Raw genomic sequence first — 19,057 nt, 5'->3', positions numbered from 1 at the left:
CCACGGGGCCGAGGCTCGGCCACGGTCCGCCGAGTCATTTCACTCCGCCCGCGCGCAGATGGCCGACGGATTCCACTCTCCTGTATACGGGAATATCGCATCGAATACGGTAGGCCACAAAGTGGATGTACCACCGTACGGAAATTGCACACCTCGTTCGAAAAAGCCGCACCCATCGCCTCGACGCAGAATTGTCGGACGCTTGCACAACTGCGGTTTTCCGGCTTGTGGGACGGCTACTACATCATCGGAAGCATCGGCATCGGCATGCCCGGGAACATGTTGTTCCACATGTCGCGAATCATCCCCATCATCTGATCCAACACTGTAGTTCACCTCCCTTCGGGTGAGATCCGAAATGCGGATCAGCCCGTCGGGCACGATGGCGGGAGGACGCGCCGACACACCGGATGAATCATCCGGGAACAGGTCGGACTTTCGCCGGACGACTATCGGTGAAATACACGTGTCGCTCCCCGAGGTCGGGCTCGACAGCTATATACAGGATACGCGCACCTAGGTGAGCCAAACACGCCTCGCGGATCTGCCGAATTCGCGAACCGTCGAGTTCGCCACGATTGACTGGGGAATCGAAACTTTCTCATCGGCAACCGCCGCGACATATCGGCGCTGTAAGCAAGCAGCCCGCCTCGGTGTCGGGTGTGAACGACCGGCAACTCACGTGCTCGTCAGCTGATCGCGGGGTTCCCTTGTGCGGCGAGTCGTCGGTTGGTGAGCTCCAATTGACGCACCGTGCCCACCTCCAGAGCACTCACCTGGGCGTCGTCCAAGCGCCCGCACAGCCGCCCCCAGTGCACCGCGACCCGCTCCCCTACCGCGACATCCGGCAGCGCCGCGTACCCGTCCACCCGGATCGGCACCGACCGCGCCGTCTCCGCCGACAACGCGAGACGTTCGCCGTCCCAGCTCAGCGCACGGCAGCGCAACACGACCTCGCCGCCGGCACGATCGAGCACCGTTCCCCAGCCGATCCGGCAGTTGTCGAGCACGTGCAGGGGTTGTTCGTTGCCGTGTCCGAGCAGCCGCGACCAGGGATACACACCGAAGACGTGGAAGCAGTGGTTGGCGGCCGCCTCCTCGGCCAGCCCTGGCGTCAGGTATGTCCAGTACCCGCCCGCGACCGGGCCGAGCAGATCCAGCAGTTCGGCGGTGAACTCACGGGCATCCAGTTCCGCGCCGACGCCGCCGCCCAGCCAGTACGCCTCGACGAGCCTGCGGTCCAGCGGGTCCGCTATACCGGTCATGCGCGCCATCACGCGCAGGTACGGCCACGCTCCGGTGAACCGGCGCGCCACCGCCCGCACCTGCTCGTCCGAGCCGTCGCGCAGGGCGGCCGCGTCGGGCGGCCCGCAGTAGCCCAGCCGATTGGGCGCGTAGGCGTACCGGGCGAACATCTCCGCTCCGCTGCCCGCCATCAGCACGGCCCTCCGCCCGCCCGGCCCGGGGACCACCGTTGCTCGATCCGGCCGAATCGCCACACTCCGACGGCGACCGCCCAGGTGAGCAGGAACAGTCCGGCGATGACGAAGCCCATGGCGCCCAGATCCAGCCCGCCGACCCACGCCAGCGGTCCGTCGGCGATGCCGAATTCGTCGGCCAGCAAGGAGATCATCTCCTGCGCGCCGATCAGCAGCGCCACGGCCACCGACAGACCGGTGACGACGATGTTGTAGTAGACGGTGCGCAGCGGTCCGGCGAACGCCCATCCGTATGCGTAGTTCATGAACGCGCCGTCCAGCGCGTCGAACAGCGTCATGCCCGCCGAGAAGAGCACGGGCAGCACGAGGATCGCGTACCACGGCAGGTCGGTCGCCGCCGCGCCGCCCGCGATCACCAGCAAGCTCACCTCGGTGACGGTGTCGAAGCCGAGGCCGAACAGCAGCCCGACGAGGTACATCTGCCACGGCGCGCGCACCGCCCGGGTCAGCGGCCCGGTCACCCGCTGCAACGCGCCGCGGTCGTGCAGCCGCTGCCGCAACGCGGCCTCGTCGTAGCTCCCACGGCGCATCGAACGGAACACCCGCCAGATGCCGATCAGCGAGACCAGGTTCAACGCCCCGATGGCGAGCAGGAAAGTGCCGGAGATGCCGGTGCCGAAGAGGCCGGTCCAGCGTTGCAACCCGGAGTTGTCGTCGCGCAGGTTGCCCGCCAGCGCCTTGACGCCGAATGCCAGCAGCGCGACGAGGACGAACACGATGGTGGAGTGCCCGAGGGAGAACCAGAATCCGACCGACAGCGGCTTGCGCCCGTCCGCGACCAGTTTGCGGGTGGTGTTGTCGATCGCGGCGATGTGATCGGCGTCGAACGCGTGCCGCATGCCTAGCGTGTAGGCGGTGGCGCCGAGGCCGACGCCGAACACCGCACCGTCCACCACGTATCCACCGGGGACAACGAGCAGCAGCAGCGCCGACCACCCGAGGACGTGCAGGATGACCACGACCGACGCCATCCCCGCGACGCCGCGCCGCTGCCGTCCGTCCAGCGGGGCACGCGACGCCGCAGGCGTCTCGGCGATCCGAACGATGATCCACACCTCGCCTTCTGGCTCCGGGCCGATACCGGTCCCCTGTCAGCAGATCCGCGGCAGCTGCTCGCCCGCGGGCAGATCCACCACCCGCGTACCGCCGAGTGCCGTGCGGGCGACCACCATGCCGGGATGTTCGGCGACGCATCGGCCGATCACGGCGGCCTGCGCGCCCAGTGGGTGCTCCCGCATCGCCGCCAGCACGCGTTCGGCGTCCTCGGGCGCGACGAACGCCAGCAGCTTGCCCTCGTTGGCCACGTACATCGGGTCCAGGCCGAGCAGCCCGCACGCGTCGCGCACGCCGTCCGGCACGGGAAGCTGCCGCTCGTCCAGGGCCACGCCGACTCTCGCGGCACGGGCGATCTCGTTGAGCGAGGCCGCGACGCCGCCGCGGGTGGGGTCGCGCAGCACGTGCACGTCGGCGCCGGTGGCCAGCATCGCCGCGACCAGACCGTGCAGCGGCGCGGTGTCGCTGAGCACGGTGGTACCGAACTCCAGACCCTCGCGGCAACTGAGCACCGCGACACCGTGCACCCCGATCTCGCCGCTGACCAGCACGACGTCGCCCGGGGTCGCGCGTTGCGGCCGGATGTCCACCTCGGCGGGCACCACGCCGATGCCCGCGGTGTTGATGTAGATCCCGTCACCGTGCCCGGCGTCGACCACCTTGGTGTCCCCGGTGACCAGCTGGACTTCGGCCGCCAGCGCGGCGGTCCCGACCGCCTGCGCGATGCGTGCGATGTCGGCCAGCGCGGTGCCCTCCTCCAGGATGAACGCGGTGGACAGCACCATCGGACGCGCACCGGACATGGCCAGATCGTTCACCGTGCCGTTGACCGCGAGCTCACCGATGGTGCCGCCCGGGAAGACGAGCGGCTTCACCACGAACGAATCGGTGGAGAAGGCCAGCCGCGCGCCGTCGAGCGTGACGACCGCGGAATCGGTCAGGTCCGCGTTCGCGGCGGAGCCGAACGCGGGCAGGAACAGATGCTCGATCAGCTCGCCGGACATCGCGCCGCCGCCGCCGTGGCCCATGACGATGTTCGGCGAATCCCGCAGCGGCATCGGGCAGACCCAGCCCTCATCGATCGTCACGGGCGCGGCGCCTTTTTCACGCATGGGCCACCTCCGCGGGCAGATCCAAGCGCCGGTACAGGTAGTACGCGGCGCACGCGCCTTCGGAGGACACCATGGTGGCGCCCAACGGATTCCGCGGCGTGCACTGCTTGCCGAAAGCGGCGCACTCGTTCGGTTTGATCAGCCCCTGCAGCACCTCGCCGGAGCGGCAGATGGTCGATTCTTCGGTGTGCAGGTCGCCCACGGCGAAGCGGTGTTCGGCGTCGAACTCGCGATAGCGCTCCGACAGCCGCCAGCCGCTGCGCGGGATGACGCCGATGCCGCGCCAGCCCCGGTCGGTGACCTCGAAGACGTCCTGCAGCATGGCTTTCGCCGCGGGATTGCCCGCAGCGGACACCGCGCGCGGGTAGGCGTTCTCCAGTTCGTGCCTGCCGGACTCCAGTTGCAGCACGGTGCGGCGGATACCCTCCAGGATGTCCAGCGGTTCGAATCCGGTGACCACCATCGGCACTCGGTACTGCTCGGCCAGCGGCGGGTACTCGTCGGTGCCCATCACGGTGCAGACGTGCCCGGCGGCGAGGAACCCCTGCACCCGACAGGTCGGCGACTCCATGATGGCGGCGATGGCGGGCGGGACCAGCACGTGCGACACCAGCAGCGAGAAGTTCCTGATCCCCAGCCGCTTCGCCTGGTAGACCGTCATGGCGTTGGCCGGAGCCGTGGTCTCGAATCCGATGCCGAAGAACACCACCTCGCGGTCGGGATTCTCCTTGGCCAGGTTCAGCGCGTCCAGCGGCGAGTACACCACTCGGACGTCACCGCCCTCGCTCTTCACCCGGAACAGGTCCTTGGAACTGCCCGGCACGCGCAGCATGTCACCGAACGAACAGAAGATCACGCCCGGTCGCGCGGCGATCTCCAGCGCCTTGTCGATCACCTCCAACGGGGTGACGCAGACCGGGCAGCCGGGGCCGTGGATCATCTCGATCTGGTCGGGCAGCAGTTGGTCTATGCCGTGACGGATGATCGAATGTGTCTGTCCGCCACAAACTTCCATGATCGCCCAGCGGCGGCTGGTCGCGGCGCGGATCCCATCGAGCAGATGCCGGGCCAGCTCGGGGTTGCTGAACTCGTCGAGATATTTCATGACTTCGCCTCCGGTTCCTCGCGGGACGGCTCGGCGGCGGGATTGTCCAGGCCCGCCTGCTTCGCGGCGATGGCGAAACCGTCGCCGAATTCCTCGTTCAGTACGCCGAGGTGCTCGAACTCGGCCAGGGTCCGCAGCGCGGACTCCTCGTCCAGACGCTGGATCGCGAAACCGACGTGGACCACGACGTAATCGCCGATCGCCGCGTCCGGGATGTATTGCAGGCACACGTCCTTGTGCACGCCGCCGAAGTCGACGACCGACATCAGCGTGCCGTCCCGCTCGTGCAGGCTGAGCACTTTGCCTGGTACCGCAAGACACATCGTTGCTCTCCTTCGCTCATCCCTCGCTGCACGCGAGGAGTTGCCCGAACGCGAGGCCGCCGTCGTTGGGCGGCAGTCTGTGGTGGGTGATCACGGTGAACCCGTTGTCGCGCAGCAGCGCACACGATCGCGCGAGCAGCAGGGCGTTCTGGAACACGCCGCCGGACAGGGCGACGACCGTCCCCGGGGCGGCGTAACGCGCCGCGAGGTCGAGCACCAACCGAGCGACGGCGGCGTGGAAGCGCGCGCCCACCACCTGCGGGGGCGCGCCCGCGCGAACGTCGGCGACCACGTCCGCGATCACCGGCGCGGCATCGATCCCGGCGGGATCTCCGTCCGCGAGCGGGAATCGGTAGGCGGCGTCGCCTTCCGCCCCCGCGCGCGAGAGTCCTTCCAATTCGATCGCCGCTTGGGCTTCGTAGTCGACGACGTGCCGCACGCCGCACAGCGAGGACACCGCGTCGAACAACCGGCCCATGCTGGACGTGGGCGCGCAGCCCAGTCCGGTCCGGAACTGGTGGGCCAGCACCGAACGCTCGGCGGGCGGACACGCCGCGACCGCGGGAATGTCCTCGGACCAGTCGATCCCGGCCGCGCGCAGATGAGCCAGCGCCATGCGGTAGGGCCTGCGCACGGCGAGATCGCCGCCCGCGAGCGGCACGTACTTCAGGTGCGCCAGACGCCGGTAGCCCTTGTAGCCCGCCAGCAGCACCTCACCGCCCCACACCGCCGCGTCCGGTCCGTACCCGGTGCCGTCGAAGGCGATGCCGACCACCTGCTCGGTCGCGCCGAGCCCGTGCTCGCCCATGACGGCGGCGATGTGCGCGTGATGGTGCTGGACGGTGTAGACGGCTCGCTGGCCCGCGTGCCTGCGCGCCCAGGCGGTGGAGCGGTAGCCGGGGTGCGCGTCGGCGACCAGCTGCGCGGGACGGACGCCGGTGAGTTCGCCGAGGTGGCGCTGCGCGGCGTCGAAGGAACGCAGCGTCGCCAGGTCGTCCATGTCGCCGATGTGCTGGCTCAACCAGGCGTAGCGGCCGTCGGCCATCGCGCAGGTGTTCTTGAGGTCCGCGCCGACGGCGAGCGTCGGCGGCAGCGGCACCGGTAGCAACAGCGGCAGCGGCGCGTAGCCGCGCGAGCGCCGGACCGGCAGTTCGCGGCCGTCGAGCGAGCGCACCACCGAGTCGTCGCAGGGCACCAGGATGCGCCGGTTGTGCGACAGCCAGCCGTCGGCGAGCCCGGCCAGGCGGGTGCGTGCGTCGTCGTCCTGGTAGCAGATCGGCTCGCCGCCGAGATTGCCCGAGGTCATCACGAGCACCTGCGGGCCGGGCGGGTCGCCGGGCAGACCGAACAGCAGCAGGTGCAGCGGGGTGTAGGCGAGCATCACGCCCAGGTCTGGATTACCGGGCGCCACCGATGGCGAGACCGCCGGGCCGTCGTTCGAAGGGAGCTCCTCGGGCGAGGATCGGCGAGCGAGCAACACGATGGGGCGAGCCGGGCTGGTCAGCAGCGTCTCGGCGGCGTCGTCGACGGCGACGATGGCCCGTGCCGTGGCCAGATCCGGGACCATGACGGCGAAAGGTTTGTCACCACGGCGTTTGCGACGCCGCAGTTCCGCGACGGCGGCCTCGTTCGTGGCGTCACAGGCGAGGTGGTATCCGCCGATGCCTTTGACCGCCAGGATTCCGCCCGCGCGCAGCAGTTGCCGCGCGGCAGTCAGCGGCGTACCGGCTCCCGGTCCCGTATAGGCGAGCGTGGGGCCGCAGTCGGGGCAGGCGATCGGCTGCGCGTGGAAGCGCCGATCGGCGGGATCGGCGTATTCCCGTGCGCACCGCTCGCACATGGCGAAGTCGGCCATCGATGTGCGCTCGCGGTCGTAGGGCAGGCTCGCGATGATGGTGAAACGCGGACCGCAGTTGGTGCAGTTGACGAACGGATGGCGATAACGGCGATTGCGCGGATCGCGCAACTCGCGCTCGCAATCGGCGCAGATCGCGACATCGGGTGAGGCGAGCGTGCGACCGCCGCCCTCGCGTGTGGTGCCCGCGATGTGGAATCCGGTGCCGCCGCGCGCCGGGATGTCGGCCTGCTCGACCGACTCGATCACCGCCAGCGGCGGCGGTCGCAGGCGCAGCCGCCGGGCGAACTCGTCCAGATCTCTGGCCGCTCCCTCGATCTCGACGATCACGCCGTTGCTGTTGTTGCTCACGCTGCCGGACAGAGCCAGTTCGGCGGCGGTGGTGTAGACGAACGGCCGGAATCCGACGCCTTGGACCACACCGCGCACCAGCAGACGCCGCCGCAGCCGCACAGTGTTCATGACTGGTCCCCGCGTTGCAGCAGACGCAGCCCTTGCAGCGCCGCCTCGGCTCCCGCCGCGTCGGTCTTCTCCACCGCGAAGCCCATGTGGATGATCACCCAGTCACCCGGCCGGGCCGGATCGTCGTCGAGCAGCCCGATGTTCACCTTCCGCTGCTCGCCGGAGACGTCGACCAAGGCGATCTGATCGTGGTAGCCGTCAGGGATGGCCAGCACCTGTCCCGGGATGCCCAGACACATCGGTCAGTCCTCCTGTCGCGCTGTGGCCCGCGGAAGCGGGGAGCCATCGGATGTCCCGGCGGGCAGGAACGCGGCGAGCACCTCGCCGACGGCGGCGACCGCCTCCGGCACCGCCGCCGCGACCGGCGCGGACAGGCCGATGCCCTCCTCCACGCAGGCGACCTGGCAGCCGATCACCACCGTGGGCGGCAACACGCCGCCCAGCGCGCGTACCCCGGCGAAGACGGCGTCCGGGCTCATCGCGTGGGCGTCGAGCTGGGCGCCGGTGTCCTCCGGCTCGGCGCCGAACACCTCGACCCGGCCGGGCGCGCCGCGGTCGGGCAGCGCGTCGATCAGCAGCAGCGCCGCCCACGGGTCGAGCAGGTCGTAGGCGAGGTGCATGCCGCGGATGCCGTAGTCCACCGCGCGCACACCGGGGTCGGGGTGGTGCGGCAGCCTCCGCACCACCTCGGGTCCGAATCCGTCGTCGCCGAGGAAGATGTTGCCGATCCCGGCGATCAGCACCGCGGCCGTCGAGTCACCCCTCTTTCTCGGTGGGTGTCGTCGCGCCGCCCACTCGCGCGTCGTCGACCTTTCCGGTCGCCGTCTCCGCGGGGGCGTTGGCGGTGTCCTTGCGCTCGTCGTACGGAGGTGCCGCCGCTTCGGTGCCGGTCGGGGCTTCCGAGGAGAACTCGGTGCCCTTCTTGGCGTCTTCCGGATGCGCGGAGGTTATCTCCTCGTGACCGATGTGGCCCGGTTCCCGGTCCGCCGGGCCTCCGGCCGCGACGCCCGTGCCCGCGTCGCGCGAACCCGGCGCGCCACGTGCCGATTGCGGCTCTTCGCGATGCTCACCCATGATGCTCCTTTCCGGTCCCCGCTACATGTGCCGGATCTTCAGATATCGCCGCAGATCCGGGAGCGACCGCACGCCGAGATACACTCCCGCCGCCACCAGCACGGCGACGACGGTCGTCGAGACCACTCCCACGGTTTCCATAGCGGACTTCCTTTCATTCCTCGGTGCCGTCGAGCGGCTCCAGTTCGTCGGGCGCGAAATACAGGTAGCGCCCGTACCATTCGTGCAGCTCGGCCGCCGGATCGGCGTCCAGCACCACCCCGACGTGCGCCTGTCCGTCCACGTCCTCGTGAACCGAGACGACCCGGGCGCACTGCCCGTCGAAGAACAGATCCTGGGCGTCGGCCCGGCGCGCCGGATGCAGCCGGACGCGGCTGCCCTTGCGCACCAGCGCCCCCGCGACCGGCACAGCGTCCAAGTCCGGGCGAACGGCGCTGTCGGCCAGCGGGTCCCACCAATCGACGCCCTCGGGAATCTCCGGGATCAACCCGGGCCCCTCGGCGTGCGGGTCGCGCAGCACCCCGTGCAACTGCCGCATCGCGTCGGGCGACATGGCCTCGCAGCGGTCGATGATCTCCGCCGCGCGCGGGTCGGTGGCTCGGGCGCTCGCCTTCTCCGCATCGGTCATGGTGAGTATGCGCAGCGTGAGGATCTCGTCGATCTCGGTGGAGTCGAACAGCGCTCCTTCGCTCTGCTCCGCGATCTCCGGGTGGTCGTAGAGAATGATCGGCGAGATGAGCAGCACGCTGTAGTCGCCGGGCGGCCCCGCGAGCACCGGGAAACACCGGTACCGATCGCAGCGGGCGGCCACGGCGGTGGCGTCGGGCGGCGGTTCCAGCAGGGAGACGAACTGTCCGCCGGTGATCTCCGCGATGATGTGCGCGCCGATCAGCGAGCGGGCGATGGCGTCGCGCTTGTCGGTCGCGGGTGCGCCCACGTTGCGCAGGACGACCGTGAGCCGTAGGAAGCCGTCGTCCCGGTCGGCGGCGAGTTCCAGCTCACCCGTCAGCGGCAGCCGGGTCCGCACAAACGTGCCCGGCGCGGAGACGGCCGCGGTGGCGATCTGCTCGGCGTCGGAGCCGCCCGGGATGTCCAGCGGCAGGATCGCGCGGGCGGGCGGGACCGGGCCGACGGTGATCTCCTGCTCGACCGCCTCGTCCCAGGACAGCCACGACCGCGCGCCGTCGGTCACCTCGGCGACGGGCGTACCGTCCCCGTCCACCACTTGGCGGCGCTGGAGCTGGAGGAACCGCACGGTGAGGGTGAGTTCGGGATTCTCCTCCGGGTCGATCAGGCACTGCGCCGACAGCGTCGACTCCTCGCCGAGCCCCGCCGCGGCGGCCCCGTGCGGCCCCAGGACGCCGAACTGCCAGCGCGACTGGTTCTTGCGCGCGTCGGCCCGGTAGGGGTACAGCAGGTAGCCCTCGTAGAGCACCGCGTCGGCCACGGCGCGGGCGCGGGCACGAGCTTCGGCGGTCGTCACGGCGTCTCCTCGGTGCTGGTCAGCAGGCGGGTCACCGCGTCGTCGAAGCCGTGCAGGCCGTGGCTGGACTTGTAGGTGGCCAGCGCCCGGAGCGTGTCGTTGTGCAGCCGCACCCACCCGGTATTCGGGAAGTACGCGTCCATCAGGCCCTGCCACACCGATACGGGCATCTCGAACTTGTCCTCCCGGTCCCATGGAATCTGCTGGATGGCGAATCCGGTCGTGCCCCGGATGAAGACCGTCCCGCTGAACAGGAACAGCAGCGGAACCACACCCTCGCGCAACGCGTGCAGGTACTTCGATCCGGTCACCTCGAAGTCGTAGGTGCACGGCATCGGCAGGTCCACTTGGGTGCCGCCGGTGAAACTCGGAACCATGGTGGCGCAATGCATCCAGAGAAACGAGCGCTGGGTCTCGTGCCACCGTTCGCGCGGGCCGAACAGATCGACCAGCCCCGCGGCCTCCTCGTCGGAGTAGCCGCGGCGGAACGGCTCGATGCGCACCTGCGCGCGCAGGGCGATGGCGTGCACGGGCTCCTCCGCGAGCGCGGCGATGCCGACGCGCGCGGACAGGATCGGCGCGACGGCGTACGGCTCGGGTTTGATCTCGAGCACGGCGAACGTCGTCGAGTACACCGGGCTCATGCCGCACCGCCGGTTTTCGCGCGCGCCGACGCCTCGGCGAAGAACTCCTCCAGGTATCGGTGCACGTCCTGGCCGCCGTCGAATCCGTGCCACAGCAGCCGCATCCGGCCGACGAACTCGTAGCAGGCGTCGATCGGTAGCAGCAGGCAGGCCGCCCGCTCGGTGCGGCGGTCGGGCACCCGGATGAGCAGCGCTTCCACGTCCGGGGCGAGCACGTCCAGCTCGGGATGCCGGTGAATGATCGAATTCCATTGCTCCAGAGGTAATTCCGATTCCGTAGCGCCGGCGGGTCCTGGATAGAACGCCACCGTCCGGTCCAGTGCGGAATTGCGGAAGAAGAACGCCAGATTCACGGGGATGTCCAGTGCATCCCATTCGGCCCGGCTGATCGTGAAATCCGGGAACGTGAGATACCGGTCCGGCACCGCGCGATATCGCAGCTCCGCGTTCTGGTCGACGAACAGCAAGTAGCAGCCGCGGCATACGCACATCAGCTGCCTGCCTTCGACGTTCACCACGTGCTGGTGCCGGTCGGCGATCGGTTCCGCGCACATCTCGCACCGCTCGCCGGGCCGGGGGGCGGGCCCGCGATCGGCGGCGATCCGCTGGAGCGCGCGAAACGGTGTGCTCACCCGTGGACCTCCACCGGCACCGCCACCGACAGTTCGCCGGAGCGCACGAGCACGGGGAGCGGCTCGAGGTGACCGTCACCGTCGACCCGGGCGCCCGCGTGCACCACGTCGTAGTGCGCCCGGCAGGTCGGGCACCGCAGCACCGCGTCACCGGCCGGGAACCCCACGCGCCGCTCCAGCGCCGCACCCGCGAGCGAGCGGTCGCATCCGGGGCAGTGGTCGCGATAGGCGTACAGCTCCGTTCCCACCCGGCAGGCGAGCACCGTCAGCCCGGCGACGTCGAAGCCGCCCACCTCGCCCGCGTCGAGTTCGGCCAGTTCGGGGACCGCGACCCAGTTGCCGGACCGCGCGCCGTCCGCGCGCACGCGCGAGAACAGCGAGTCGGCGGAGATCACCCCCGCCGACTCGGTCTGCGCGGCGACGACTTCGATGGACTCGATCTCCGGCGCGGCCGCCCGCACCGCGTCCTCGACGGCCAGTTCGAGCGTCACCGACGAGGACGGACAGCTCTTGCAACTACCCGCCAGTTCCAAGCGCACCACGCCGTCGACGATGTCGACCAGGTGGACGTCGCCGCCGTGGGAACCGAGATACGGACGCACGCTGTCCAGCGCGTTCCCTACGCGGGTGGTCACATCGTGCGGATGCAACCCGTGCACGAGCAGCAGGCTCGCGACCAGATCGTCGCGGGTCAACCGCTCGACCGCCGCGTCGTCGAGCAGCTCGACCACGCGGGTCAGCGCCGCGCCGTAGAGTTCGACCAGTTCGCGCACGAGTTGCTCCGCGCGTTCGCGGGCGAGCGCACCGCCCGCCGAACTCGCTTCCAGCAAGGTCTCGATGCGATCACCGGCTTCGCGCCACCGGGAGTCGTCGAGCGTCGCGTCGTCCCGGTCGTCCGGGCGATCCTCCACCGTCACCTCCGGGTCGTTTCGCCCGACGCGGACTCACTCGGGAGTGAGCGTCTGCGTCGGTGAATGCAGCTTCTCCAGCGTCTTGCCCTTGCCTAGATACATGTGCACGCCACACGGCAGGCACGGATCGAAACTGCGCACGGTGCGCATGACGTCGATGCCCTTGAAGTGCTCGCGGTCGTTCTCCTCGAAGATCGGCTGGCCCTGCACCGCGTCCTCGTAGGGACCCGGCGTGCCGAAGCTGTCGCGCGGGCTGGCGTTCCACGGCGTCGGCGGGTACGGGTGGTAGTTCGCGATCTTGCCGTCCCGGATCACCATGTGATGCGACAGCACGCCGCGCACGGCCTCGGTGAAGCCGCAGCCGATGCTTTCTTCCGGCACCTCGAACTTCTCCCAGGTCTTGGTGTGGCCGGCCCGGATCTCCGCCATCGCCTTCTCCGCGAAGTGCAGCGCGCAGGCCGCCGCGTACGCCTGGAAATAGGTGCGCGCGCGGTTGCGCTCGAGGGTGTTGCTGCCGTGCACCGGCACCTTCCACTCCAGCGTGACCGGCCCCTTGAGCGCGGTCTTGGGCAGATTGATCTGCACGCTGTGCCCGGTGGCCTTCACGTAGCCGATGTCGATGAGGTTGGCCAGCGCCGTCGACCACAGCCGGGCCAGCGGGCCGCCGCCGGTGTCCAGGGGGAGGTGATCGGTGCCGTCGAACCACCGCGGCGACATGACCCAGCTGTACTTCTCGTCCAGGTCGCGTTTCTGCGGCCGGGGGTTGGTGTGCTGGTTCCAGGGATGGCGGCGGTCCACCGGGTTGCCCAGCGGATCGGTCTTGACGAACATCTCCTGATCAGTCCAGTCCTCGTAGTACGAACTGCCCAGCAGGATCCGCAGTCCCAAGTTGATGTCGACCAGGGAGGTGGTCAGCAGTTTGCCGTCGACCACGACGCCGGGGGTCACGTACATCTTGCGGCCCCAGTCCGCCATGTCCTTGTACTCGAAATTGCAGAACTCCGGGTCCTGGAACGAGCCCCAGCAACCCAACAGCGTGCGCCGCAGGCCGACCTTCTCGTAGCCCGGCAGCGCCTCGTAGAAGAAGTCGAACAGATCGTCGTGCATCGGCACGACCTTCTTCATGAACTCCACGTAGCGCATCAGCCGGGACATGTAGTCGGTCATCAACTGGATCGTCGCGACCGTGCCCGGTCCACCGGGATACAGCGTGGACGGATGGACGTGCCTGCCTTCCATCAGGCAGAACATCTCGCGCGTGATCCGGCTGACCTGCAACGCCTCCCGGTAGAACTCACCGGTGAACGGGTTGAGCGCGCGCATGATGTCGGCGATGGTGCGATACCCGTGGTCGCCCGCGTGCGGCGCCTCGGTGTTCTCGGCCCTGGCCAGCACGCCCGGATTGGTCTCGGAGACCATCTTCTCGCAGTAGTCGACGCCGACCAGGTTCTCCTGGAAGATGTTGTGGTCGAACATGTACTCGGCGGCCTCGCCCAGGTTGACGATCCACTCGCCGAGGTGCGGCGGGCGCACGCCGTAGGCCATGTTCTGGCAGTAGCACGAACAGGTGGCGTGGTTGTCGCCGCAGATGCCGCAGATGCGGCTGGTGATGAAGTGCGCGTCGCGCGGGTCCTTGCCCTTCATGAAGATCGAGTAGCCGCGGAAGATGGACGAGGTGCTGTGGCACTCGACCACTTCCCGATTCTCGAAGTCGATTTTGGTGTAGATGCCGAGGCTGCCGACGATGCGAGTGATCGGGTCCCACGCCATCTCGACGAGGCGGTCCGGCTCGATCGTTTTGTGCGACGGCTCCGGAATGATCTGGGTCATCAGAGAACCTCCTACCAGGTGCGGGTCGCGCCGGTTTCCAGCTTCCGGCCGCGGTGCCGCCAGTGCGGCTCCTTGTCGACCGTGCGTCCGGTGATGTGACGGAGGCTGCGGATCACCGATCCGTAGAGCCCCGATGCGCTGGACGAGAGCTTTCCGCCCGGTGGTTCGTCCATGAACGGCATGAACTTGTCCGGGAATCCCGGCATGGTGCAGCCGATGCAGATGCCGCCGACGTTCGGGCAGCCGCCCAAGCCGTTCATCCAGCCACGCTTGGGCACGTTGCACTTGACCACGGGCCCCCAGCAGCCGAGTTTCACAATGCATTTCGGCGAGCCGTACTCGGTGGCGAACTCACCCTGCTCGTAGTAACCCGCACGGTCGCAACCCTCGTGCACCGTCGCCCCGAACAGCCACTTGGGCCGCAACGCGTCGTCGAGCGGAATCATGGGCGCCTGGCCGGTCGCCATGTAGAGCAGATAGGTCAGCGTCTCCGACAAGTTGTCCGGCTGGATCGGGCAGCCCGGCACGCAGACGATCGGAATACCCGCTTTGCTCTTCCAGTCCCAGCCGAGATAGTCCGGCACGCCCATCGCGCCGGTGGGGTTGCCCGCCATGGCGTGGATGCCACCGTAGGTCGCGCAGGTGCCCGCCGCCACGATGGCCGTGGCCTTCGGCGCGAGACGGTCGAGCCATTCGCTGGTCGTCATGGGCTGGCCGGTGGCGGGATTGTTGCCGAACCCGCACCAGTAGCCCTCCTCTTTGATCTGCTCGTTCGGAATCGAGCCCTCGACCACCAGCACGAACGGTTCGAGTTCCCCGCGGTCGGCTTTGAAGAACCACTCCAGGAAGTCGTCCGCACCGCCGTTGGGGCCGCACTCGTAGTCGATCAGCGGCCAATGCACGGCGATCTTCGGCAGACCGGGAAGCGCGCCGAGTGCGATCTCTTCGACGCTCGGCTGCGTGGCCGCCGTCAGGGCGACCGAATCACCGTCACAACTGAGTCCCGCGTTGATCCACAGAACGTGGATCAGCGTCTCTTCGGCTCGTACTGCTTCCTGAGTGGGCATTTCTCGCCACCTTCCGCAGCGGACCACGGGGGCCGAATCTCGCCTTTCTCGAAGAAGGGGTCACCCGCAGATGTGATCCTGATCACTTCACTTTAAGCGCGCCCGGCGGCTTCCTCAAGAGCCGCCGGACCGGCCGCGCGACGCTGCTCGGCCAGCCAGTCGTACCAGGTAGACAGGCCTGTTCCGCTGCTCACGGACAGCGGCAGGACCTCGACGCCGGGGTGTATCGAATGGATGTATTCCCGGCATCGGTCCAAATCGAAATCGACATACGGCAGCAGGTCGGTCTTGTTCACCAGGACCAGCCCCGCCGCCTGGAACATGTGCGGATACTTCAGCGGTTTGTCGGTCCCCTCGGTCACCGAGATGACGACCACCTTCTCCCGCTCCCCCAGATCGAACAGCGCCGGGCAGACCAGGTTGCCGACGTTCTCGACGAACAGCAGCGTGCCCGGCGCCGGGTCGAGCGTCTCCAGCGCGCGATACATCATCTCCGCGTCGAGGTGACATCCCGCGCCGGTGTTGACCTGCACCACACGGCACCCCGTCGCCTTGATCCGGTCGGCATCGAGCAATGTCGCCTGATCCCCTTCGATCACCGCGATCGGGGCCTGGCCGGACTCACGGATGGTGCGCTCCAGCAGCGTGGTCTTACCCGCGCCCGGCGAACTCGTCATATTGAGCGCGAGGATGCCGCGCTCGGCCAGCCAGTCCCGGTTGCGCTGCGCCAGTTCGTCGTTCTTGGCGAGGACCTTCAGCTCCAAGGTGACCGTCTCGGTGGCGGGCACGTAGACGTGGTCGGCGCCGGGGCCGTGCTCGTGTGGATGGGGGTCCTCGTGCGTGTGCTCATGGTCCGCATGGGCGTGATCGTGCCCGTCGGCGTGCTGGTGATCGTGCGGGACGCGAATCAGCGCGGCGGCGTCGTCGCCGCACCCGCAGGTTGCGCACATGCCTCACTCACCTCCATGGATCGGATACGCAGCTCGCGCCCGGACCGAATCTCGACATCGGCGCTGCCGCAGGGACACAGCAGGATCGGGTCCGGCAGCCGGAACTCGGCGCCACAGGTACGGCATGCCGCCACCCCCGGGATCTCCACCAGGACCAGGTCCGCGCCCTCGGCGACCGTCGCCTCGGCCGCGACTTCGAAACAGAACCGCATGGCATCGGGCACCACAGCGCACAGCGCGCCGACCTCGACGGTGACGGAATGGACCCGCCGGCCCGCCGCGTGCTCACAGACGGCGTCGATGACGCCGCGCGTGATGGCCATCTCGTGCATCCGGACCTCGATTCCTCGAGTGGACAACTTGAGGCTACTCCCGGGCAAACCTCCCGCGGGGCAAATCTTCGATGCTCGGCGAACGCGTCTCCGGGGCGTCACGCGTTACGTCGGCCACGGACCACGGATACCGGCGAAGCCACGGCCGGAATCCCCCTCCGGATCCCTGCCGCCCGGCAGCAAACACCTCGTGCTTACCCCCGCACCGACCCGTCACACCTGCGTCCGCCGAGGCGGTCAGTCGGGGTCGACCACGGTGCGGACCTGGCCGCTGTCGGCATCTATCGTCACGTCGTGTTCCACGCCCGCGGGAGTGGTGAGCTCCACCTCCCACACCGCGACCCCCTGGTCCGTGTCGAGCTGAATGGACGTGACCCGTCCGCCCGGCACGGCCGCCAGGGCCTTGTCGATGGCCTGCTGCCTGCTGATACCGGTATCGGCCACCAGCGACCGGTCCGCCGCGACCGAGCGGAACGCGACGGTGTGATCGTCCGGACCGCCGGTGGCCACCGCGGACAGGACCGCGCTCAGACCGACGACGGCGGCCGCGACGGCCGTGCCGACGAGTAGCCAGCGAAGACCTGCGTAAGCACGGCGGAATACGGTTGTCATGGGAAACCTCCTGCGCGAGTGATGATCTCGAATGCGTTCACTGTGGCGAACCGAGCTGAAGGCGAGCTGAAGTCACCTGAAGACGGTTTCAGGATCCGTCTGCCACTCTTGGGGGATGCGTCTGCTGATCGTCGAAGACGAGAAACGTCTGGCTCGCACGCTGGCAAAAGGGTTGTCTGCCGAGGGATTCGCCGTGGATGTGGTGCACGACGGCGCCGAGGGCCTGCATCTGGCGACGACAACCGACTACGACTTGATCATCCTCGACATCATGCTGCCCGGCATGAACGGCTACCGCGTCTGCGCCGCGCTGCGCGCCGGTGGCCACGAGACGCCCGTGCTCATGCTCACCGCGAAAGACGGCGAATACGACGAGGCCGAGGGCCTGGACACCGGCGCGGACGACTACCTCAGCAAGCCGTTCTCCTACCTGGTGCTGCTGGCCCGCATCCGTGCGCTGTTGCGCCGCCGGACCCGCGGCGGCGCCCGTCTGCTGCGCGTCGGTGATCTGACCGTGGACCCGGGCACCCGGACCTGCCGTCGCGGCACGCAGGACGTGACGCTCACCGCCAAGGAGTTCGCCGTGCTCGAGCACCTGGCCGTCCGCGCCGGGGAGGTGGTGTCGAAAGCCGATATCCTGCACCATGTCTGGGACTTCGCCTATGACGGCGACCCGAACATCGTCGAGGTCTACATCAGCACGTTGCGCCGCAAGATCGACGCGCCGTTCGGGCGCCGATCGATCACCACCGTTCGCGGTGCGGGCTACCGGCTGACGGCCGATCGTGCCTGAGCGAACCGCGCGGGCCTGGTGGCGCTCGGTCCGCGTGCGCACCACGGTCGCGGCGACGGTCGTGGTCGCGGTGGCGCTGACCGCGGCCGGGCTCGTGGTGCTGGCCGTGCTGCGGCACAACCTGGTGCACAGCGCCGAAATGCGGGCGGAGTCCACCGCGCAGGACGTGGCGACGCAGCTCGCGACGGGCACGGATCTCGCCCGGCTGCGGCTTCCCGATGCCGAAAGCGAACCGGTGCAGGTCGTTTCGCTCGACCGCCGCGTGCTCGCGGCCGACGACGACCTCGCGGGCAAACCGCCCATGGCCGAGTTCGGCCCGTACGCCAAGACTTCCGATGACGATGACGAAGACGAGGAGGACGAAGAGGACGAGGACGAGAAGCCGGACCGCGAAAGCCTGTCGCAACCCACGGACCCCACGGCGGCCGACGCCGAATTCGGCGACGTGCGGCTGACGGTGGACGACGAGGACGGGCCGCATCCGTTCCGGGTCGCCGCCCTCGCGGTGACCATCCGGGGCGGACAGCCCGCCACCGTCTACGCGGGCTCCTCGCTGGCGACCGCCGACAGCGCGGTGGCGGACGCACGGCAAGCGATGCTGATCGGCCTGCCCCCGCTGCTCGCCGTGGTCGCCCTGGTGACCTGGCTGGTCACCCGGCGCGCCCTGCGCCCGGTGGAGGCGATTCGCAGGCAGCTCGCCGAGATCATGGACGGCGATCTCTCCCGCCGCGTGCCGGAGCCGGGATCTCGCGACGAGATCGGCAGACTGGCGAGCACTACCAACGCCACGCTCGCCGCGCTGGAGGAGTCCACGGAGCGCCAGCGCCGGTTCATCGCCGACGCCGCACACGAGTTGCGCAGCCCAATCGCGAGCCTGCGCACCCAGCTCGAGGTGGCCCAGGCACACCCCGAACTGCTGGAAGTGGACGGACTGATCGGCGACACCATCCGGCTGGAACATCTCGCGGCCGACCTATTGCTCCTGGCCCGCCTCGACGCGGGTGAGCAACCGCGTGCGGATCGAGTGGACCTGACGGTCCTGGTCCGCGAGGAGTTGGAGCACCGTGTGCGTGATCGGGTCGCCGTGCGGATCGCGACACCGAAGGAGCCCGTCGCGGTCACCGGGAGCCGTACTCAGCTCGCCCGCGTCCTGGGCAACCTGGTCGACAACGCGCAGCGGCATGCCGTGAACACCGTTGACGTCGCCGTGGACCACGCCGCCGACGAGCGGGTGGTGCTGTCGGTCACCGACGACGGACCGGGTGTGCCGCCCGCCGACCGCGACCGGATCTTCCAGCGATTCGTCCGCCTGGACGACGC

General features: G+C 69.0%; 21 protein-coding genes. 3 read left to right on the top strand and 18 right to left on the bottom strand.

The features are described from left to right. The first annotated feature begins 144 nt into the window (after window positions 1-144). Window positions 145-318, top strand: coding sequence for a hypothetical protein (locus ABZ824_RS04055; protein WP_356961526.1), 174 nt, complete (start codon window positions 145-147; stop codon window positions 316-318). A gap of 371 nt (window positions 319-689) precedes the next feature. On the opposite strand, the gene ABZ824_RS04050 is transcribed toward ABZ824_RS04055, so the two are convergent. The 18 genes from ABZ824_RS04050 to ABZ824_RS03965 form a co-directional block, all read right to left on the bottom strand. Further along, the gene (locus tag ABZ824_RS04050; protein ID WP_356961524.1) at window positions 690-1,436 is read right to left on the bottom strand and encodes a DUF6390 family protein; all 747 of its coding nucleotides are present in this window, start codon (window positions 1,434-1,436) and stop codon (window positions 690-692) included. Then, entirely contained in the window at window positions 1,436-2,503 is a 1,068-nt protein-coding gene (locus ABZ824_RS04045; RefSeq protein ID WP_356962450.1) for a HoxN/HupN/NixA family nickel/cobalt transporter, read from the bottom strand. Before ABZ824_RS04045 ends, ABZ824_RS04050 begins: the two co-directional genes overlap by 1 nt. Window positions 2,504-2,590: 87 nt before the next feature. Then, window positions 2,591-3,664: a hydrogenase expression/formation protein HypE gene (gene hypE, locus ABZ824_RS04040; RefSeq protein ID WP_356961523.1), complete on the bottom strand. Its 1,074-nt coding sequence runs from the start codon at window positions 3,662-3,664 to the stop codon at window positions 2,591-2,593. Then, entirely contained in the window at window positions 3,657-4,769 is a 1,113-nt protein-coding gene (hypD, locus tag ABZ824_RS04035; protein WP_355070278.1) for a hydrogenase formation protein HypD, read from the bottom strand. The genes hypE and hypD overlap by 8 nt, the downstream gene beginning before the upstream one ends. Next, a complete protein-coding gene (locus ABZ824_RS04030) occupies window positions 4,766-5,092 on the bottom strand; it encodes a HypC/HybG/HupF family hydrogenase formation chaperone (protein WP_356961521.1) in 327 nt (108 codons plus the stop codon). Before ABZ824_RS04030 ends, hypD begins: the two co-directional genes overlap by 4 nt. Before the next feature lie 16 nt (window positions 5,093-5,108). After that, on the bottom strand, window positions 5,109-7,409 hold the full coding sequence (gene hypF, locus ABZ824_RS04025) for a carbamoyltransferase HypF (RefSeq protein WP_356961519.1): 2,301 nt from the start codon (window positions 7,407-7,409) through the stop codon (window positions 5,109-5,111). After that, window positions 7,406-7,648 (bottom strand): HypC/HybG/HupF family hydrogenase formation chaperone, encoded by a 243-nt coding sequence (locus ABZ824_RS04020; protein ID WP_355070275.1) that lies wholly within the window; start codon window positions 7,646-7,648, stop codon window positions 7,406-7,408. The genes hypF and ABZ824_RS04020 overlap by 4 nt, the downstream gene beginning before the upstream one ends. A gap of 3 nt (window positions 7,649-7,651) precedes the next feature. Then, on the bottom strand, window positions 7,652-8,152 hold the full coding sequence (locus ABZ824_RS04015) for a hydrogenase maturation protease (protein WP_355070274.1): 501 nt from the start codon (window positions 8,150-8,152) through the stop codon (window positions 7,652-7,654). 13 nt (window positions 8,153-8,165) lie between these two features. After that, entirely contained in the window at window positions 8,166-8,483 is a 318-nt protein-coding gene (locus ABZ824_RS04010) for a hypothetical protein (RefSeq protein ID WP_356961518.1), read from the bottom strand. A 154-nt stretch (window positions 8,484-8,637) separates the two neighbouring features. Next, window positions 8,638-9,966 (bottom strand): hypothetical protein, encoded by a 1,329-nt coding sequence (locus tag ABZ824_RS04005; RefSeq protein WP_356961516.1) that lies wholly within the window; start codon window positions 9,964-9,966, stop codon window positions 8,638-8,640. Further along, window positions 9,963-10,610, bottom strand: a complete 648-nt coding sequence (locus tag ABZ824_RS04000; RefSeq protein ID WP_356961514.1) for a DUF6084 family protein — start codon at window positions 10,608-10,610, stop codon at window positions 9,963-9,965. The genes ABZ824_RS04005 and ABZ824_RS04000 overlap by 4 nt, the downstream gene beginning before the upstream one ends. Then, a complete protein-coding gene (locus ABZ824_RS03995) occupies window positions 10,607-11,242 on the bottom strand; it encodes a DUF5947 family protein (RefSeq protein ID WP_356961512.1) in 636 nt (211 codons plus the stop codon). Before ABZ824_RS03995 ends, ABZ824_RS04000 begins: the two co-directional genes overlap by 4 nt. Further along, complete coding sequence (locus tag ABZ824_RS03990) at window positions 11,239-12,153, bottom strand: NifU family protein (RefSeq protein ID WP_356962448.1); 915 nt, start codon at window positions 12,151-12,153, stop codon at window positions 11,239-11,241. The genes ABZ824_RS03995 and ABZ824_RS03990 overlap by 4 nt, the downstream gene beginning before the upstream one ends. 33 nt (window positions 12,154-12,186) lie before the next feature. After that, the gene (locus ABZ824_RS03985; protein ID WP_355070264.1) at window positions 12,187-13,983 is read right to left on the bottom strand and encodes a nickel-dependent hydrogenase large subunit; all 1,797 of its coding nucleotides are present in this window, start codon (window positions 13,981-13,983) and stop codon (window positions 12,187-12,189) included. A gap of 11 nt (window positions 13,984-13,994) precedes the next feature. Further along, on the bottom strand, window positions 13,995-15,050 hold the full coding sequence (locus ABZ824_RS03980; RefSeq protein ID WP_355070263.1) for a hydrogenase expression protein HypE: 1,056 nt from the start codon (window positions 15,048-15,050) through the stop codon (window positions 13,995-13,997). Window positions 15,051-15,142: 92 nt separating this feature from the next. Next, on the bottom strand, window positions 15,143-16,000 hold the full coding sequence (gene hypB, locus ABZ824_RS03975; protein ID WP_356961509.1) for a hydrogenase nickel incorporation protein HypB: 858 nt from the start codon (window positions 15,998-16,000) through the stop codon (window positions 15,143-15,145). After that, complete coding sequence (locus ABZ824_RS03970) at window positions 15,958-16,332, bottom strand: hydrogenase maturation nickel metallochaperone HypA (RefSeq protein WP_355071017.1); 375 nt, start codon at window positions 16,330-16,332, stop codon at window positions 15,958-15,960. Before ABZ824_RS03970 ends, hypB begins: the two co-directional genes overlap by 43 nt. Window positions 16,333-16,569: 237 nt before the next feature. Beyond that, window positions 16,570-16,944: a PepSY domain-containing protein gene (locus ABZ824_RS03965; RefSeq protein WP_356961507.1), complete on the bottom strand. Its 375-nt coding sequence runs from the start codon at window positions 16,942-16,944 to the stop codon at window positions 16,570-16,572. Window positions 16,945-17,059: 115 nt separating this feature from the next. Between ABZ824_RS03965 and ABZ824_RS03960 the strand changes: the two genes are divergently transcribed. Both ABZ824_RS03960 and ABZ824_RS03955 read left to right on the top strand, forming a co-directional pair. Next, window positions 17,060-17,737 carry a response regulator transcription factor gene (locus tag ABZ824_RS03960; protein ID WP_356961506.1) on the top strand — a complete coding sequence of 226 codons (678 nt, stop codon included), beginning with the start codon at window positions 17,060-17,062 and terminating at the stop codon, window positions 17,735-17,737. Continuing rightward, a partial coding sequence (locus tag ABZ824_RS03955; RefSeq protein ID WP_356961504.1) for a HAMP domain-containing sensor histidine kinase occupies window positions 17,730-19,057 on the top strand: 1,328 nt, incomplete at its 3' end. The genes ABZ824_RS03960 and ABZ824_RS03955, both read left to right, overlap by 8 nt.

The sequence above is a fragment of the Nocardia sp. NPDC047038 genome, from assembly GCF_040644075.1.
Taxonomy (GTDB): Bacteria; Actinomycetota; Actinomycetes; order Mycobacteriales; family Mycobacteriaceae; genus Nocardia; species Nocardia sichangensis.
This window is presented reverse-complemented; position numbering and strand designations above follow the sequence as displayed.

Bases quoted from the DNA above. Each gene is read 5' to 3' on its own strand.
- ABZ824_RS04050 (WP_356961524.1), bottom strand. From the start codon at position 1,436: ATGGCGGGCAGCGGAGCGGAGATGTTCGCCCGGTACGCCTACGCGCCC.
- hypE (WP_356961523.1), bottom strand. From the start codon at position 3,664: ATGCGTGAAAAAGGCGCCGCGCCCGTGACGATCGATGAGGGCTGGGTC.
- hypD (WP_355070278.1), bottom strand. From the start codon at position 4,769: ATGAAATATCTCGACGAGTTCAGCAACCCCGAGCTGGCCCGGCATCTG.
- ABZ824_RS04030 (WP_356961521.1), bottom strand. From the start codon at position 5,092: ATGTGTCTTGCGGTACCAGGCAAAGTGCTCAGCCTGCACGAGCGGGAC.
- hypF (WP_356961519.1), bottom strand. From the start codon at position 7,409: ATGAACACTGTGCGGCTGCGGCGGCGTCTGCTGGTGCGCGGTGTGGTC.
- ABZ824_RS04020 (WP_355070275.1), bottom strand. From the start codon at position 7,648: ATGTGTCTGGGCATCCCGGGACAGGTGCTGGCCATCCCTGACGGCTAC.
- ABZ824_RS04010 (WP_356961518.1), bottom strand. From the start codon at position 8,483: ATGGGTGAGCATCGCGAAGAGCCGCAATCGGCACGTGGCGCGCCGGGT.
- ABZ824_RS04000 (WP_356961514.1), bottom strand. From the start codon at position 10,610: ATGAGCCCGGTGTACTCGACGACGTTCGCCGTGCTCGAGATCAAACCC.
- ABZ824_RS03985 (WP_355070264.1), bottom strand. From the start codon at position 13,983: ATGACCCAGATCATTCCGGAGCCGTCGCACAAAACGATCGAGCCGGAC.
- ABZ824_RS03980 (WP_355070263.1), bottom strand. From the start codon at position 15,050: ATGCCCACTCAGGAAGCAGTACGAGCCGAAGAGACGCTGATCCACGTT.
- hypB (WP_356961509.1), bottom strand. From the start codon at position 16,000: ATGTGCGCAACCTGCGGGTGCGGCGACGACGCCGCCGCGCTGATTCGC.
- ABZ824_RS03970 (WP_355071017.1), bottom strand. From the start codon at position 16,332: ATGCACGAGATGGCCATCACGCGCGGCGTCATCGACGCCGTCTGTGAG.
- ABZ824_RS03965 (WP_356961507.1), bottom strand. From the start codon at position 16,944: ATGACAACCGTATTCCGCCGTGCTTACGCAGGTCTTCGCTGGCTACTC.
- ABZ824_RS03960 (WP_356961506.1), top strand. From the start codon at position 17,060: ATGCGTCTGCTGATCGTCGAAGACGAGAAACGTCTGGCTCGCACGCTG.